14 protein-coding genes and 1 pseudogene are annotated in these 17251 nt (G+C 38.9%); 12 read left to right on the top strand and 3 right to left on the bottom strand.

Annotated features, from left to right (window positions below; genetic code table 11):
- The first annotated feature begins 11 nt into the window (after positions 1-11).
- The 9 genes from P4S65_RS01615 (at position 12) to P4S65_RS01575 (ending at position 10965) form a co-directional block, all read left to right on the top strand.
- Entirely contained in the window at positions 12-470 is a 459-nt protein-coding gene (locus P4S65_RS01615) for a DUF1249 domain-containing protein (protein ID WP_007376510.1), read from the top strand.
- A complete protein-coding gene (locus P4S65_RS01610) occupies positions 457-1242 on the top strand; it encodes a metallophosphoesterase (RefSeq protein ID WP_096793765.1) in 786 nt (261 codons plus the stop codon). The genes P4S65_RS01615 and P4S65_RS01610 overlap by 14 nt, the downstream gene beginning before the upstream one ends.
- A complete protein-coding gene (locus P4S65_RS01605) occupies positions 1227-1787 on the top strand; it encodes a YqiA/YcfP family alpha/beta fold hydrolase (RefSeq protein ID WP_096793764.1) in 561 nt (186 codons plus the stop codon). The genes P4S65_RS01610 and P4S65_RS01605 overlap by 16 nt, the downstream gene beginning before the upstream one ends.
- Before the next feature lie 42 nt (positions 1788-1829).
- Positions 1830-3719, top strand: a complete 1890-nt coding sequence (gene parE, locus P4S65_RS01600) for a DNA topoisomerase IV subunit B (protein WP_008136372.1) — start codon at positions 1830-1832, stop codon at positions 3717-3719.
- Positions 3720-3748: 29 nt separating this feature from the next.
- Positions 3749-4843, top strand: coding sequence for a PQQ-dependent sugar dehydrogenase (locus P4S65_RS01595; RefSeq protein ID WP_008136373.1), 1095 nt, complete (start codon positions 3749-3751; stop codon positions 4841-4843).
- A 10-nt stretch (positions 4844-4853) separates the two neighbouring features.
- The gene (gene parC / locus P4S65_RS01590) at positions 4854-7148 is read left to right on the top strand and encodes a DNA topoisomerase IV subunit A (protein WP_007376505.1); all 2295 of its coding nucleotides are present in this window, start codon (positions 4854-4856) and stop codon (positions 7146-7148) included.
- A 162-nt stretch (positions 7149-7310) separates the two neighbouring features.
- Positions 7311-8024, top strand: a complete 714-nt coding sequence (locus P4S65_RS01585; protein WP_007376504.1) for a 1-acylglycerol-3-phosphate O-acyltransferase — start codon at positions 7311-7313, stop codon at positions 8022-8024.
- Complete coding sequence (gene rraB / locus P4S65_RS01580; protein ID WP_007376503.1) at positions 8024-8359, top strand: ribonuclease E inhibitor RraB; 336 nt, start codon at positions 8024-8026, stop codon at positions 8357-8359. The genes P4S65_RS01585 and rraB overlap by 1 nt, the downstream gene beginning before the upstream one ends.
- Before the next feature lie 1436 nt (positions 8360-9795).
- Positions 9796-10965, top strand: coding sequence for a polysaccharide lyase family 7 protein (locus P4S65_RS01575; protein WP_007376502.1), 1170 nt, complete (start codon positions 9796-9798; stop codon positions 10963-10965).
- 76 nt (positions 10966-11041) lie between these two features.
- Here the strand turns inward: P4S65_RS01575 and P4S65_RS01570 are convergent, their stop codons facing one another.
- Positions 11042-12013 carry a zinc transporter ZntB gene (locus tag P4S65_RS01570; RefSeq protein WP_007376501.1) on the bottom strand — a complete coding sequence of 324 codons (972 nt, stop codon included), beginning with the start codon at positions 12011-12013 and terminating at the stop codon, positions 11042-11044.
- 291 nt (positions 12014-12304) lie between these two features.
- Here P4S65_RS01570 and P4S65_RS01565 point away from each other — a divergent pair.
- The 3 genes and pseudogenes from P4S65_RS01565 (at position 12305) to P4S65_RS01555 (ending at position 14748) form a co-directional block, all read left to right on the top strand.
- Positions 12305-12726, top strand: a pseudogene (locus tag P4S65_RS01565) (ATP-dependent zinc protease family protein).
- Positions 12727-12797: 71 nt separating this feature from the next.
- Positions 12798-13703: a 30S ribosomal protein S6--L-glutamate ligase gene (rimK, locus tag P4S65_RS01560; RefSeq protein WP_007376499.1), complete on the top strand. Its 906-nt coding sequence runs from the start codon at positions 12798-12800 to the stop codon at positions 13701-13703.
- Positions 13690-14748, top strand: a complete 1059-nt coding sequence (locus P4S65_RS01555; protein WP_007376498.1) for a succinylglutamate desuccinylase/aspartoacylase family protein — start codon at positions 13690-13692, stop codon at positions 14746-14748. The genes rimK and P4S65_RS01555 overlap by 14 nt, the downstream gene beginning before the upstream one ends.
- A gap of 85 nt (positions 14749-14833) precedes the next feature.
- Here the strand turns inward: P4S65_RS01555 and P4S65_RS01550 are convergent, their stop codons facing one another.
- On the bottom strand, positions 14834-15409 hold the full coding sequence (locus P4S65_RS01550; RefSeq protein ID WP_096793762.1) for a mechanosensitive ion channel domain-containing protein: 576 nt from the start codon (positions 15407-15409) through the stop codon (positions 14834-14836).
- Positions 15410-15477: 68 nt separating this feature from the next.
- Positions 15478-17181: a BamA/TamA family outer membrane protein gene (locus P4S65_RS01545; RefSeq protein WP_096793761.1), complete on the bottom strand. Its 1704-nt coding sequence runs from the start codon at positions 17179-17181 to the stop codon at positions 15478-15480.
- Positions 17182-17251: the final 70 nt, after the last annotated feature.

Genomic DNA, 17251 nt, shown 5'->3' with positions numbered 1-17251 from the left:
ATGGTGGTACTTTGACAGCACGATTAGCAACAAAACGATATATTCAAAGCCTCCCAAAGTATTTAACGCTTTGCGAGCATAATTATGTGCGACTATTAAAATTACTGCCTAGCGAGCGCAATATAGGAAGCATTCGTGAAGTAAAACTTGGCAACAGTGAGTTTGCTACAAAAATTGATGGTAGTGCAAAATACACTATGGATATTTCAATTAAGCAGTTAACAGGAATGGTTAAAGGCATAGCACCGCTTTACTTAACGGTTAGATTGTATCATGACGCTAAAGTAGCTGAGATTATTCATCACGATTATCATCAAAGGATAAAGCCATCTTATGGGTATCCTAACCCTAAAATGCATCAAAAAGATGAAAAATACCAACTTAACGCTTTTTTATATGATTGGCTTGTTGCCTGTGTTGAACACGGACAAGCGACCCTTAATTGGGATGTAAATAATGGCTTGGTTTGATGATAAACATACATTTAATAAATCGGTGCTGCGCATAGCGCATGTAACCGATTGCCATTTATTTGCCGATAAAGACGGTGAGTACTTTGGAGTAAACACTGCATCGCATTTTGAACAAGCACTAGCTCACATGGCTCAAAAACCACTTGATTGTGTGATATTTGGTGGTGATTTAACACAAGATCACAGCTTTGAGTCTTATCTATTGTTTAGTGAGCTGATACATAAAAGTGCATTAACATGTCCCGTATTCTGGTTGCCAGGTAATCACGATGAGATAACAATGCTTAACCGTATAAGTGGTGGGCAAATAAATAGTGCCAAACACATAGCGGCAAGCGGCATTGAGTTACTACTTATTAATTCGAAAGGTCCTACACCTGCTGGGTGGGTGACTGGCGCGCATTTAGATGAAACAACGGAGTGTTTGGTTCAATCAAGCAGTAAAAAGATCATATTTTGTCATCATAATCCGTTACCAATAAATGGCTACCTTGATAAGCACATGCTCGAAAATGGGCCTCAATTATTAAATGTACTGGTAAATAGTGGTAATATTATTGGGGTTTTCCATGGTCACGTTCATAATGAATATGAGCAAAGTTATAGAGAGTTAAGCGTGTTTGCAACACCGGCGAGTTCTACGCAGTTTAAAAAATACAGTGCCCAGTGGCAACAGCAAAACTGCGGCCCAGCTTATAGAATGCTTTATATAGATACAGAAAAAGATAAAATAGGCATGAAAACGGAAGTAGTATGGCTAAACGTGTAATTTATGTTCATGGTTTTAATAGCTCACATAAGTCATATAAAGCTGTGCGCTTTGGCGAGCTTATGGCACACTATGACGTTGATTATTGTGTACCGTGCCTAAACCATGAGCCTATACAAGCTATCATTAAGCTTGAGCAATTACTAACACCTAATACAGTATTATTAGGGAGCTCGTTAGGTGGTTTTTTTGCCACATATTTATCGCAGCGTTATCAAATTCCTGCAGTGGTTATTAATCCAGCGGTAGCACCATACAATTTATTACAAGCGTTACTTGGGCCAAACTATAATCCTTACCAAGATTATCATTATGATTTAAATAGCAGTCATATAAATGCCTTAAAAATACTGTCTGTAGATAAGCTAAAATACCCTGAGTTGCTGTATTTATTACAGCAAACCGGCGATGAAGTGCTTAATTTTCAACACGCAGTAAACTATTATTCACAATGCAAACAACGGGTAGAGTTTGGTGGCGATCATAGCTATACAGGTTTTGATAACACCTTTACCAGTATTGTAGATTTTCTTAAAATCACGTAAAACTAGCTAAGCATAGCCTTAGCGCATATAAAGATAAAAACTATGAGTGATCAAAATTATAACGCCGAAGCCATTGAAGTACTTAATGGATTAGATCCGGTAAAAAGACGCCCAGGGATGTACACCGATACCGTACGCCCGAATCATTTAGGCCAAGAGGTTATCGATAACAGTGTCGATGAAGCTATGGCTGGTCATGCCACACGTATCGACGTAATACTCCACGAAGATAACTCACTTGAAGTGAGCGATGACGGTCGTGGTATGCCTATTGATATCCACCCTGAGGAAGGTATTCCTGGGGTTGAGTTAATTTTCACTAAATTACACGCAGGTGGTAAGTTTTCTAATAAAAACTACCAATTTTCGGGTGGTTTACATGGTGTGGGTATTTCTGTAGTGAATGCGCTATCTACGCGCGTAGAAGTAACTGTACGACGAGACGCCCAGCAATACAGAATGGCATTTGAAAATGGCGATAAAGTAGAAGACTTGAGTGTCATAGGCACCGTCGGTAAACGCAATACGGGTACTACAGTGCGTTTTTGGGCTGATGTTAGCTACTTTGATTCACCAAACTATTCAATTACCAAGCTTAATCATTTATTAAAAGCCAAAGCGGTTTTATGCCCAGGTCTGCGTATTAAGTTTGTTAATAAGCAAACGAAAGAAACTCAAGAATGGTTTTACGAAACGGGTTTAAAAGATTACCTAATTGAAGCCGTTAAAGGTTTTGAAACATTACCACAAGACCCGTTTGTAGGTGAGTTTAAAAGCTCTATTGAAGGCGCTGATTGGGCTGTTGTATGGCTACCTGAGGGTGGAGAATCAATAGCTGAAAGTTACGTAAATCTTATTCCTACCGCGCAAGGTGGTACACATGTAAATGGTCTGCGCCAAGGTTTACTTGAAGCAATGCGTGAATTTTGTGAGTTTAGAAACTTACTCCCGCGTGGTGTAAAGCTAACGCCTGACGACATTTGGGAACGTTGTAGTTATGTATTGTCAGTTAAAATGCAAGATCCACAATTTGCAGGGCAAACCAAAGAAAAACTTTCATCACGTTCATGTGCCGCATTTGTATCGGGTGTTGTAAAAGATTCGTTTAGTTTATGGCTAAATGAACATACCGATACTGCAGAATTATTAGCTGAACTATGTATTTCAAACGCGCAAAGCCGTTTGCGTGCAGCTAAAAAAGTGGTACGTAAACGAGTTACTGCAGGCCCTGCATTACCAGGTAAACTAACCGATTGTAGTGCTGCCGATAACGATCGTACCGAATTGTTTTTAGTGGAAGGTGATTCTGCTGGTGGTTCTGCTAAACAAGCGCGAGACCGTGAGTTTCAGGCAATTATGCCGCTACGTGGTAAAATTTTGAATACGTGGGAAGTCGAATCAGGCCAAATATTAGCATCACAAGAAGTACACGATATTTCAGTGGCACTGGGAATTGATCCAGAATCAACCGATATGTCGGGACTGCGCTACAATAAAATTTGTATATTGGCCGATGCAGACTCGGATGGACTACACATTGCAACACTATTGTGTGCATTGTTTGTTCGCCATTTTCCAGAGTTAGTAAAAACAGGGCATGTGTATGTTGCAATGCCGCCATTATTTAGAATAGATATTGGTAAAGAAGTTTATTACGCACTAGATGAAGGCGAAAAAACCGCTATTTTAGCGCGTATAGAAGCAGAGAAGAAACGCGGAAAAGTAAACGTGCAACGATTCAAAGGTCTGGGTGAAATGAACCCACTGCAATTGCGCGAAACAACCATGGATCCTAATACGCGACGCTTAGTACAGCTTACGCTTGATGAAGAAATAGAAACTATGGAAATGATGGATATGCTGCTTGCTAAAAAACGATCGCCGGATCGTCGTCAATGGTTAGAAGATCATGGTAACAAGGCGCAAGTTTGATCGCCTGTGTTTAATACTGGGAGATATGAATGAATAAACTACTAGGAAGTTTGCTATTACTTGGGCTAACTACAGCTCCTGCAATGGCTAAAAATATACTCGATAAGCTCACCGTAGCACCGGGATTTGAAATAAGTTTATTTGCAAATGATGTAGAAAATGCGCGTCAAATAGCTGTTTCAAAAAAAGGTATTGTGTATGTTGGCTCTCGTAAAGCGGGCAATGTATACGCGCTTATTGATCATAATAGCGATGGCGTAGCAGATAAAAAAATTGTTGTTGCTAAAGGCTTAAACATGCCCTCTGGCATAGCGATTAAAGATGGCGATTTATATGTAGGCGAAGTGCATCGTATAATTCGCTTTAAAAATATTGATACCCAATTAAAAGAGCCAAAGTTTGATGTGGTTTATGGCGCATTACCGAGTGAGCGTCATCATGGTTGGAAATTTTTACGTTTTGCACCAACGGGAGAATTAATCATTCCAGTGGGTGTGCCGTGTAATATTTGTGCTGAAGATGAGCGTTTTGGCCGTATTTTTGCGCTTAATGTAGAAACAAAACAAATAAAAACAATAGCTAAGGGCGTTAGAAACACAGTGGGTTTTGATTTTCATCCAGCGACTCAAGCCTTATGGTTTAGTGATAACGGTCGCGACATGATGGGCGATGATATTCCACCTGATGAATTAAACCGCGCAACGCAAGAAGGTGAGCATTTTGGTTTTCCGTATGTTCATGCCGGTGCGATTATTGACCCTGAGTTTGGTGAAGGTAAAAACATTGCCGATTACACGTCGCCAGCACTTGCGCTTCCTGCGCATGTAGCGCCACTAGGTATTCATTTTTATAACGCTAAGCAATTTCCAGCAAGTTATAAGCACCAATTATTTGTTGCTGAACATGGCTCATGGAACCGTTCTAAAAAGGCAGGTTATAAAGTAGGGCTAGCAACAATTGAAGTAGGTCGCGTAACTAAATATACGCCATTTATTACTGGCTTTATGAAAGACGAAACAACATTTGGACGCCCTGTTGCATTTGCAGAATTAGGTGACGGCAGTCTGTTAGTAAGCGATGATTACGCCAATGTAATCTACCGTGTAAGCTATAAGAAAAACTAGGTAAGCTTTAATGAGTGATACAGATACCTTGCTAATGCAAGGAATTGAGCAACAAACAATGGGGCGTTTTACCGAAGACGCCTATTTAAATTATTCCATGTACGTGATCATGGACCGCGCCTTACCGCATGTAGGTGATGGTTTAAAACCAGTACAGCGTCGTATTATTTATGCGATGAGCGAACTGGGTTTGTCGGCTAATGCCAAGTACAAAAAATCAGCTCGTACCGTGGGTGACGTACTCGGTAAGTACCATCCACACGGCGACAGTGCATGTTACGAAGCGATGGTATTAATGGCGCAGCCGTTTTCTTACCGCTACCCTTTGGTAGATGGACAAGGAAACTGGGGCGCGGCAGATGACCCTAAATCGTTTGCAGCAATGCGTTATACCGAAGCGCGTTTATCTAAGTTTTCAGAAGTACTGCTTAAAGAGCTTGGTCAAGGCACCGTAGATTGGACACCAAACTTTGATGGCACAATGGATGAACCTGTTGTACTGCCTTCTCGTTTACCGCATATTTTACTCAACGGTATAACGGGTATTGCCGTAGGTATGGCAACTGATATTCCGCCACATAACGTACGTGAAGTGGCTAGCGCATGTTGTTTATTACTTGATAAACCAAAAACAGAGCTTGAAGAATTACTTGAGCTTGTACATGCGCCAGATTACCCAACAGATGCTGAAATAATTACCCCAAAAGCCGATATTCATAAAATATATAAAACCGGTCGTGGGTCTATCAAAATGCGTGCTGTTTATACCGAAGAGCATGGCGATATTGTTATTACAGCGCTGCCGCATCAATGTTCTGGTGGTAAAGTACTTGAGCAAATTGCAGCGCAAATGAACGCTAAAAAATTACCAATGATTGCCGATTTACGTGACGAGTCAGATCACGAAAATCCGACACGCATTGTAATTATCCCGCGCTCAAACCGCATTAAAGCTGAGCCTTTAATGGCTCATTTATTTGCAACCACCGATCTTGAAAAAAATTACCGCGTAAACTTAAACATGCTAGGCCTAGATGGTCGCCCGCAAGTTAAAGACTTGCGCTGTATTTTAAGTGAGTGGCTAACATTTAGACGCGAAACAGTGCGCCGTCGTTTGCAGTATCGCTTAGATAAAGTATTAGCGCGTTTGCATATTTTAGAAGGTTTATTAGCCGCCTTTTTAAATATTGATGAAGTGATTGAAATCATCCGCAGTGAAGATAAACCAAAGCCTGTACTAATGGAGCGCTTTGATTTAACTGATACGCAAGCAGAAGCTATTTTAGAATTAAAACTTCGTCATTTAGCAAAACTTGAAGAGTTTAAAATTCGCGGTGAGCAAGATGAACTAGCCAAAGAGCGTGATAAATTAGCGCAAATACTTGGCTCAGAACGTCGTATGTCGACACTGCTGAAAAAAGAAATTCAAGAAGCCGCTGAAATGTACGGTGATGATCGTCGCTCGCCAGTGATTGAGCGTTCAGAAGCGAAAGCACTTAACGAAAAAGATTTAATTCCATCAGAGTCAGTTACTGTCGTGCTATCAGATAAAGGCTGGGCACGCGTTGGTAAAGGCCATGATTTAGATGTACAAGGCTTAAATTATCGTTCAGGTGATGGCTTTAGAGCCTCGGCTCGGGGTAAGAGCAATCAACCGGCTGTATTTTTAGATTCAGCAGGGCGGGCATTTGCAACCGATGCGCACAGTCTGCCTTCGGCGCGTAGCCAAGGCGAACCAATGACAGGTCGTTTTAACTTAACACCAGGTGCTAATTTTGAGCACGTGGTAATGAGTGAAGACGAGCAAGTCTTACTTATGGCGTCAGATGCAGGTTACGGCTTTATTACCGACTTTAAAGATTTAGTGAGTAAAAATAAAAATGGTAAAGCGCTGGTAAGTGTTCCTAAAGGTGGCATATTACTTTCTCCTATTAGGGTGAACGATGTTGCTAGCGATTACTGTATGGCTATTTCTAACGAAGGTCGAATGCTTTTATTCCCACTGCGAGACTTACCAAAATTAGGTAAGGGTAAAGGTAATAAAATCATTTCTATACCAGGTGCTAAAGTACAAGCCCGTGAAGAGTTTGTAAAAGTGCTAGCTGTTGTGCCATTAGGAAGCAGTGTTACGCTTCATGCTGGTAAGCGTAAACTAACACTTAAACCAAGTGATTTAGAGCATTATCATGGTGAGCGAGGTCGTCGTGGTAATAAGTTACCACGTGGCTTACAGCGTGTTGACGAAGCCGTTGTTGAGCTAACTCCTCAAGATGATGAGCCAATAGAAGCCATTAACGAAGAGTAATCAATTACTTTTTGTATAATTAGAAACGGTCTGCATTTGCAGGCCGTTTTTGTTTTAAAATAAAGCACTTAAAGTTTTTCAGCGTACACTTGTGCGCTATTGTCTCGTTTGTGTCACAAAATAACGCTATAATAGTTGTAACTGATTTTTGGAGAAGCCGATTTGCTCGCTGTTATACGTATTTTTATTATGCTGCTATTTATACTATTGAGTTGTTTTTTTGGCTTACTATTGTCGTTAGTAAGGCCATTTCATCCCAATAACGTACACATTATAGCGGGCTGGTTTGGCTCAATGGCTAAAATGATTGGTGTTAAATTAGTTTTAACACGTCATAAAGATGCTGTTGATATTGGTCCTGCCGTTTATGTTGCTAATCATCAAAATAGCTACGATTTATTTACAGTGCCAGCAATGGTGCCCAAAAACTGCGTAAGTTTAGGCAAAAAGAGCTTAAAGTGGATTCCATTTTTTGGTCAGCTTTATTGGCTTTCGGGTAATATTTTAATTGATCGGGCAAATCGTTCAAAAGCAGCAGGTACAATCTCGAAAGCTGCTGAAAAAATAAAGAAAGATGGGTTGTCTGTTTGGGTATTTGCCGAAGGCACACGCAGTTATGGAAGAGGGTTGCTACCGTTCAAAACAGGGGCTTTTCATACTGCTATGAGTGCTGAAGTACCAATAGTCCCAGTGTGTATGAATACAACACATAAAACCATTAAGCTAAATCGTTGGGATAATGGTACAATCTACATTGAAATGTTAGCGCCTATATCACTTGATGAAAGTATTAGCGCGCGCGAGCACGCCCAAAATGTACACAATATTATGGCTGCTAAAATAACTGAATTAGATGCTCAAGTGAGAGATAAATAATGGAAAACTGGCGTGAAATAAGTGAAGACATTGTATCTTCATTACTCGAAGACGGATCTGATCCTGAAATACTTTATGAAGTAGAGCACCACTTTGTGTGTGAAGATTTCCCTAAATTGGAACAAGCAGCCCTTGCTGCGTTCAAATTGGGTTACGATGTTGAAGAGCCTGCAGAGCTTGAGCTTGAAGATGGCAGTAAAATTTGGAGTTTTGACATCGTTGTTGAAGCCGAACTTGATGTAGACGTGATAATGGAAGACGTTGATAAATTAGCGCAATTAGCCGTCGAATGTGAAGTAGAATATGATGGTTGGGGCACTTACTTTCAAGAGTAGTTAGCTGCACAACCATAAATAAAAGGCGAGCATTATAGATGCTTGCCTTTTTTAATGTCTTTTGAAAGTGAGTATTATCGAGGTGTGTGATACCAATCCGCAATAGTGCTTAATCAATTTGAGGGATTAAATCTGACGCTAATTGTGTTAAAAATATCTGATATACGACTACATGGTTGCAGAAGGTAGAGTCATGTAAGAACAATTAGTTATAACAACTAAATAACTAACTTTTTGTTTTGTTATCGACACGGTTTTTACCTCAAAACAGGTCACTTAATTAAGTGAATTGGTATTAGTTCAATGCAGTTAGCGCTGAAAATAACTGCTTGAGATAGATTTATTATCCAGAGTTCAAGGTGACTTAGTAAAAGATCCAGCATTACCCTACTGTCTTACATCTACACAAAATGAGTAGAAGCCGAGCAAAGCTTCTGTGTCCAGAACATTCACCTTAACTATAGTCATATAGACAAAAAACAAAGAATCAATCGGCCTAGGGCGAACTCAAAGGGCTGATAATGTGTGGTATTTATGTTGTGTTATCGCCTATTTAGGGGAAATAACCACACACTATAGGCTCTGCCTAAAAAAATACATTGCTGTAAATTTAACCTCGAAAGATAAATAAGTTTTAATACCTCACTAAAATAGGTGAAATGTATGAAAGTGATAACTGAATTTTTTATTTTCTTAATAAACTTCATGTACAGGTTAAGGCTTGCTTAAGTGTATTAGTATCTATTTTTTAAAGCATTGACCGTTCGAGCCACATGAATAATTCACTTGCTGCGTTAACTCCCCATTTGAACCTGTATTTTTTACCTTGTTATTAAACCATTTACCCATTGCTTAATTTATTAATGCAACGGGTACGAAGTTTCATGTTTAGAGCATTCTCTATGTTGCCATTGTTAAGTGACTTTTTATCTTATATTTACTTTAAGTAAGTTTAATTGGTCAACCAGTGTTGGCGTGGTATTTATAAAAAAGACTAGACCAGTGTTTTTGTTTATGCAAATTTTTAAATTGTATTTTATTGGTATACCAATTTTTTGTGTTTTTGATACTTATTCATTATTTTAAAAAATTTAAATTCTATCATTTTTATATTTTAATTAATGTTAGTTATTGTTTTAAATCATTTTTAGTATGTATTTAATCAAAAATAGAAATGGTATTAATACTTATTACCTATTGAATTAATTATTGCAAATTTATTTCAAGAGATATAACTTGTGTCTCGCCACACTGGCAATATCAATTGGTAATTTATTTTTGTAAGTCCAATTGTTGGTTTTTATCTAAAATTAAATTACCAGTTACACAAACACAAGTTGAAACCTGTTTACAGGCGGTGATCTAGGTTCGGTGGAAATGCCACTAAACTGGGCAGTTAGATTATTTTCATGTGCAGGTTCGGAGAAATGAAGATAATGATTAATCAAAAATCCCTATTTATTTTTGCAATAATGACTACAAGCTCAAGTTTTTTGCAAGCAGCAACGATTAATAATGCTGGTTTTGAAGACGGCTGGAGTAATTGGAATGAAGTCGAACCAGCAGCTATTTCGGGAAGTGCTTACAAAGGATCCAAATCCTTAAAAATTCAAGGTAGCCCTGGTCGTGTACATCAAGTTGTTGATATAGAAAGAAACACTCAATACACATTAAGTGCGTACGTACTAGGCAAAGGTGAAATTGGAGTCAATGATCTGAATGGTTTGTTTAAAAGCGAGAAGTTTGATGTTTCTTCGTGGACTAAAGTATCTAAAACCTTTACTTCTGCGAATACGGATTCATTACAAGTTTTTGCTAAACATAATAATAGTTCGAATGATGTACGTTTTGATGATTTTACGCTAAGCAGTGGCGGCTCTGGTGGGGGTGACACTGGCGGCGGTGATACTGGTGGCGGAAGTAATATTCCAAGCAGTATTACAAGTGGTAGTATTTTTGATTTAGAGGGGGATAATCCTAATCCATTGGTTAACGATAGCACATTAGTATTTGTGCCATTAGAAGCGCAACATATTACGCCTAATGGAAATGGTTGGCGTCATGAGTATAAAGTTAAATCTAATTTACGTGTTGCGATGACTGACACTTACGAAGTATTTGAAGCTAATGTTAAAGTTGAAATGTCCGATGGTGGAAAAACTATTGTTGCCCAACACCATGCAAGTGATACAGGCACTATTATGAAAGTGTATGTGTCTGATTCGTCAGAGTCAGGTTTTGATGATAGTACTGCAAATAATGGTGTTTTTGACGTGTATGTACGTTTGCGTAACACCAGTGGTAATGAAGAAAAGTTTGCACTAGGTACTATAACCAGTGGTGGTTCATTTAATTTAAAAGTTGTGAATAATTACGGTGATGTTGATGTAACCGCACTTGGCAGTACTTTTGGTATTCCGGTCGAAGATGATTCCGAATCTTACTTCAAATTTGGTAACTACCTACAATCGCAAGACCCATATACATTAGATAATTGTGGTGAATCGGGTAATTCAAACTCCTTTAAAGAGTGCTTTAAGGATTTAGGTATTACTAAATCTAAAATCACAATGACAAATGTTAGCTATACTCGAGTAACTAAATAATTAAGTATTATTTATAAAGCCACTTTAATTCAAAGTAGAGTGGCTTTTATACTCGTTGATAGTATATGAATTTAATTTATAACCATTTTTTGTTTTTAAAGTAAATGCCAATACTGCCCGTTAATACGATTAAAAAAACCACAAATAACGTAAATGCATATGGACTCTCTGTGCCAGGTATGCCCCCTACGTTCACACCTAATAAGCCAGTTAAAAACCCCAGAGGTAAGAATAAAGCAGCGACAACCGACATGACGTACATGCGCTGATTTAATTGCTCAGACACTTGGTTTGTGATTGTTTGTTGAATAATTTGTGCCCGCTCTATGGAACTATCTAGCTCTTCTAGATAGCGAATAAGCAAATTTGTCGTTTCATTTAACTTTGCTTTATCGTCATCAAATAACCATGGATAGTGGTTGTTCACCATACTGCTTAATGCTTCTTTTTGCGGCCTTAAGTAGCGCTTTAAGGCGATTGTTTGGCGACGCAGTTGCGATAACCCTTGGTTATCAAAAGGTTTACTTGGTTCGTCTATTTCTTCTTCAAAATCATCTAATGTTTCATCAAGCGAATCAATGACGCTTTGCATTCGTGATGTCAATTTTTGTGCTATTGCGCATACTAATTCTGATATGTTGCATGGGCCGGTATTACTACTAAACGATGTTAAAATATCTTGAATTGATAATAATCGACGTTTACGTGTCGTAATTACAATATCTTCATTAATGAAAAAGCGAATTGATACCATATCTTCAGGGCTTTGCGCCGGGTTTAAATTCACCCCGCGTAAAAATAGCATGTGACCATTTGTGGCAGATGTAATACGTGGGCGAGTCTCATCTGCGGTTAACGACTCTAGCTCGTAATCGGTTAAAAACTCACAATTTTTAAGCCATGTAACGACTTCTGTTTGACTGTAATCCATGTGTACCCAGAGCTTACCCTGTCCAGGTTTCCAATTATGTAGCTCATCAGTGTTTGAAATGGGGCGTGCACCACCTCGTTCGTCAAGAACTAGGGCGTGGAGTAAACCATTAATCATATTAGTTTCTCATAATAGTGTATTTTTAATACTGTTAACTATAGTGTATCTACTTAATCAAAATAGACTTATCTTTATTTTTAATAAGTTAGTTTTTAAATTAATAAAGCATAAATTTGGTGTGAATTAAATTGCTAGCAAACCAAGATAGTTAACTGTGCAGTAGAAAAATATAGTGAAGTTTGCGGTCGATATTTATCAATCAAATTCACTTGTCGACGGGATAAATTTATTTTGTTGGTGTTTTTTTACCTGTAGCGTATAAGTCACTTTTTTATTAAGGGCACATTTATGACGACAAAGATCACTATTGGTTGGCGTGAGTGGTTGAGCTTACCTGAACTGGGTATTGAGCGAATAAAAGCTAAAATTGATACAGGCGCTCGTACATCATGTATTCATGCTATTAACATTGAAGAGTACGAAGTTGATGGAGAAAAATGGGTTAAGTTTACAGCCCAGCCATTGCAAGATGATGAACAAACGAAAATCACTTGTAATGCAAAGGTTAAAAAATAAAAAACGTAACAAGCTCAAGTGGACAAAAAGAATTACGTTATTTTATAGAAACAACATTGCATGCGGGTAAGCATAGCTGGCCTATAGAGATGACTTTAACCAGTCGAGCAACAATGAAGTTTAGAATGTTATTAGGGCGTACAGCCATGGAAAATCGTGTCATTGTTGACACGGCTTTATCTCATTTATTATAAAAGTATTGAATTTTATGTCTGAGAATCAGCCATAAATAATTAATGCATACAATTTAGTTAAGGTTTTAACTATGAAAATCGGTATTTTATCTCGTAACAAAAAATTATATTCAACACGTCGTTTAATCGAAGCGGCAGAAGCGCGTGGCCATGAAGTTAAAGTAATCGACGCACTACGCTGCTATATGAATATAAATTCAGAGCAACCAGAAATTCACTATCGCGGTGAAAATTTAAAAGAATTTGACGCAATCGTCCCGCGTATTGGTGCATCGGTTACATTTTATGGTTGCTCGGTACTTCGTCAGTTTGAAATGATGGGTGTCTACCCTGTAAACGAATCCGTGGCTATTTCTCGTTCGCGCGACAAATTGCGCTCGCTTCAGTTACTTTCGCGCAAAGGCGTTGGTATGCCAGTAACAGGTTTTGCTAGTAAACCAGATGATGTAAAAGACTTACTGGAAATGGTAGGCGGTGCACCGGTAGTTATTAAATTACTTGAAGGTACACAAGGCATTGGTGTGGTACTTGCTGAGACGCGTAAAGCGGCTGAAAGTGTTATTGAAGCATTTATGGGCTTAAAAGCTAATATTATGGTTCAGGAATATATTAAAGAGGCAGGTGGTGCAGATATTCGTTGTTTCGTATTGGGCGATAAAGTAATTGCAGCAATGAAGCGCCAAGCACAAGAAGGTGAGTTCCGTTCTAATCTTCACCGTGGTGGTAGCGCGACATTAGTACGTATTACTCCTGAGGAGCGTAAAACAGCAGTTGCAGCCGCTAAATCAATGGGCTTAAATGTGGCTGGTGTCGATTTACTTCGCTCATCTCGTGGGCCACTTGTGATGGAAGTAAACTCATCACCTGGTCTTGAGGGTATTGAGATCGCAACAGGTAAAGATATTGCAGGTATGGTGATTGACTTCATCGAAAAGAATGCTTCAAGTAAAGGAACAGCAACACGTGGCAAAGGTTAAAATTAACCGTCCTTTTACCTTATTAGGTGAACAGATTGGCGTAGGCGAGCGTAAAACGCTTGCCTTAGAAGCCGCAAAGCTTTACACCCATTCACCACTTAATATTCCTATAGAAGTGGTGAATGGTGTAATGGAAGGGCCGGTGCTAATGGTCTGTGCTGCTATTCATGGTGATGAATTAAATGGCGTTGAAGTTGTACGCCAGTTACTTGCTAAAATAGATCCTAGTCAGTTACGTGGCACGTTAATAGCTGTGCCTATTGTAAATGTGTTTGGCTTTATTCATAAATCGCGTTACTTACCAGATCGACGTGATATGAACCGCAGTTTTCCAGGTTCTGAACGTGGCTCGTTAGCAGGACGTATGGCTTATATGTTTTTTAATCAAGTAGCAGTACATTGTACGCATATCATTGATTTACATACGGGGGCTATTCACCGAACTAATTTGCCACAAATTCGTGCTAATTTAGCAGATGAAGCAACAGCTGAAATGGCTAAAGCATTTGGCACGCCAGCGGTTATAGATGCATCACTGCGTAATGGCTCTCTTCGCAGCGAAGCGGCTAACTTAGGCATACCTGTTATAACCTATGAAGCAGGTGAAGCACTACGATTTGATCCTATTGCAATTGCAGCCGGTGTGCAGGGCGTTGATTATGTTATGCGTCACTTAAAAATGATTCGTGGCAAACGCCCGAAAAAATTACCAGATCCGATTATTGCAGGTTCTACAAGTTGGATACGCGCAGAAGTTGATGGCATTGTTCGTGCTCAAGTATCATTGGGCGAACGTGTAATTAAGGGCCAAATACTTGCTTATATTAGTAGTCCGTTGGGTGACTCTGAACTTGAGCTTTTAGCACCTAAAGGTGGGATTGTTATTGGCCAACAAACGATGCCATTAGTAAATGAGGGCGATGCAGTCTTTCATCTAGCTTACTTTGCGAGTGACAATGGTTTAGTTGAGCAGCAGCTAGAGAGCTTTATAGACGAAATAAATGATTTAGATGACGAACTTAAAACTGCGGAACTAAATAATTAATCGTTAACCTAAGTTCTGTTTAGTTAAGCATTAAAAAGCCGCAGAAGGTAATTACCTTCTGCGGCTTTTTTGTGACTATTATTTTTTAAGTATGTTTTTTAGGGCCAATAATACGCTTTATAACAGGCGTTTTTGTTGGTTTTGGTTCTTTATTTAAAACCATGACAGGGCGCGTCACAAATAAATTGTTAGGATAAATAACACGATGGCCATCAATGTGTTCAAGTACTACATTCATCAAACCCATTTCGACAATGCGACCTTCAACATGATTCGCGCCATCAATAATTCGTACCCAATAACCAACGCGGCAGTCGTTTTGAATAAACATTAATAAGAATGCAGTTAAGTTACTTAATAACGACCATGCGGCAAAAAGTGCAACACCTAGCATGGCAAATAATGAGGAGCCAAGTACAAGTAAGCCACGTAATTCAATGCCCCAAAATACCAGTACTAAGCATATCATTACACAGGCAAGTATTATTTTAAGCAGTAGTTCTGCGCGCGATTTGTGATGTAAATCTACTTTACCCTTAATGGTTTTTTCGAGAAGCTTTTTAGTCAGCTTTAATAGCAACGGATAAAGTAGTAAGGCGATTAGGGTCACAATCAGTTTATATTGTGTACCAAAAAAATCTAAAATCTCTAACGGTTCCAAAATACATTCTCATATGGGGAGTAAGTAATTAATTAGTTTAACGTTTTAAGATGATGCGAAATAGTTATTTAAAAAGATTTTTTCACATTAACTAACCATTGTACTGAGTCTACATCGTCATAACTATCAAGCGGTGCGGCGATGTCAATGTGGATCATAGTACCTGCGTTAGCTCTGCTTGGGGCTAAGCGTAAACCTATGCCAACATTTTTAAGTACGTGATCGTTCTCGCCATTATCTTTGTCGTTAAACCACGCTCGGCCAACGTCAATAAACCCAGCGCCACCTACTTTAAATAGCTGAAGCAAATCGTACTCCCAATAATAGCGTTTTTCTAAACTAACTAAAAAACTGCGATCGCCGTGTTGATAATCCATAGGGTAGCCTCGTAAACCAGTTTCACCACCCAAAGTAAGTTGTTGGTCGGCAGTTAAGTTTTTAGCATATTGCAAACGCCCTTTTACATACCACGATTGATCAACACTGGTGTTTAAGTAGTATTGAATTTGACTAGTGGCCCTAAAGTTTTCTAATTGTTTGTGTTCTTTATTCCAATATCCTTCAATGTCAGTGTTAAAACGCCATAGAGTATTATCGCCAGAAAAATGTGCTTTTTTAAAATTTAATGAATAAATAGCACGACTATCATCATCACTCAAAGATTCATCAGAGTAACCAACAAGGGCTTTAACATTCCAGCCTAGGTTTAAATCTTCAGTGCGGTACATACTGTCGAAATTGCGTACTTTTATAAAGTTATCTTCAAACCAGTGGCCGCTTATAAATGGGTAACTTAAACTTCTGTCATCGGCAAGTGGTGCAAAGGTGGTGTCTATAGCTTCAAAGGTATGCTGCTCGTCGGTATAACCTAAGGTTAAGCGCTGGGTCCAGTTATTATTAAGCGCTTTAGAGTGCCCTATAAATGCACTGGTTAAATCGCTAGTTTGATCAAATTCGCTAAACTCTTCGCCGCGTTTATATAATGACTCTTCGCGCTGTTCTGAATAGCTTAAAATACCGTAACTAAGAGGGGTGTCAATTGCGTAAAATGGATAGGTTAACTCAAGTAAATGGCGCTTGCCATCGCTGTTATCGGCGTACTCTAGACGGCCGCGGTAGCGAGTAGATAAAATATTAGGATCGTCGTAAACAAATAAGTAACCACTGCGGTCGCTATCGGTAGTGCGTGAAAACGATAGGCGTTTACCCCAACCAAAGAGGTTTGATTCTCTAAAGCCAATGCTTGATTTATTTTCACCACCGCTGCGGCTAAAGTTTATTTCAGGTAGAAGCGTCCATAAATCACGAGTCACTACCTTTACATCAATGTCACCATCGCAGTTCTCAGTTGCACTAATTTGGGCGTCATATAAGTAACTTTCTTTGCGTAGGAGGCGTTCTGATTCAGCTAATTTTTTAGCATCATATTTATCGCCGGTGGCAAACAGTAGGAGGTTATTAATTACATCCGGTTCGGTTTGAATATGTGCGCGGTTGGCAAAGCGAAATAATGCATTATTTTCTTCTTCGAGTTCGGTATTAAATACATTGAGTTGCTTAAGTGAAATAGTGGCAATTTTAGCATTGGGTTTAGCGCTTACAATGGAGATATCGTCGTTGAGTTGGCGGCGTAAGTTTTTATTATTAGAGTGGTCTAACTTTTCAACTTGGCAACGAGTATTATCATGAGTTTGTGCTAATGCACTTTGCATGGATAAGGCTAAAATACTTAAGCTAATACAGTACTGTGTGATCCATTTCTTAGTTACCATTCAAACCCTTTACTGCTACGTAGCAAATTACTACCGTAATATCAGCTTACATCATAGTTACTAAAATGTA

The sequence above is a fragment of the Pseudoalteromonas sp. B131b genome (assembly GCF_037162545.1).
Taxonomy (GTDB): domain Bacteria; phylum Pseudomonadota; class Gammaproteobacteria; order Enterobacterales; family Alteromonadaceae; genus Pseudoalteromonas; species Pseudoalteromonas fuliginea.
The sequence above is the reverse complement of the archived record's forward strand: the minus strand, read 5'-3'. Positions and strand labels throughout refer to the sequence as shown.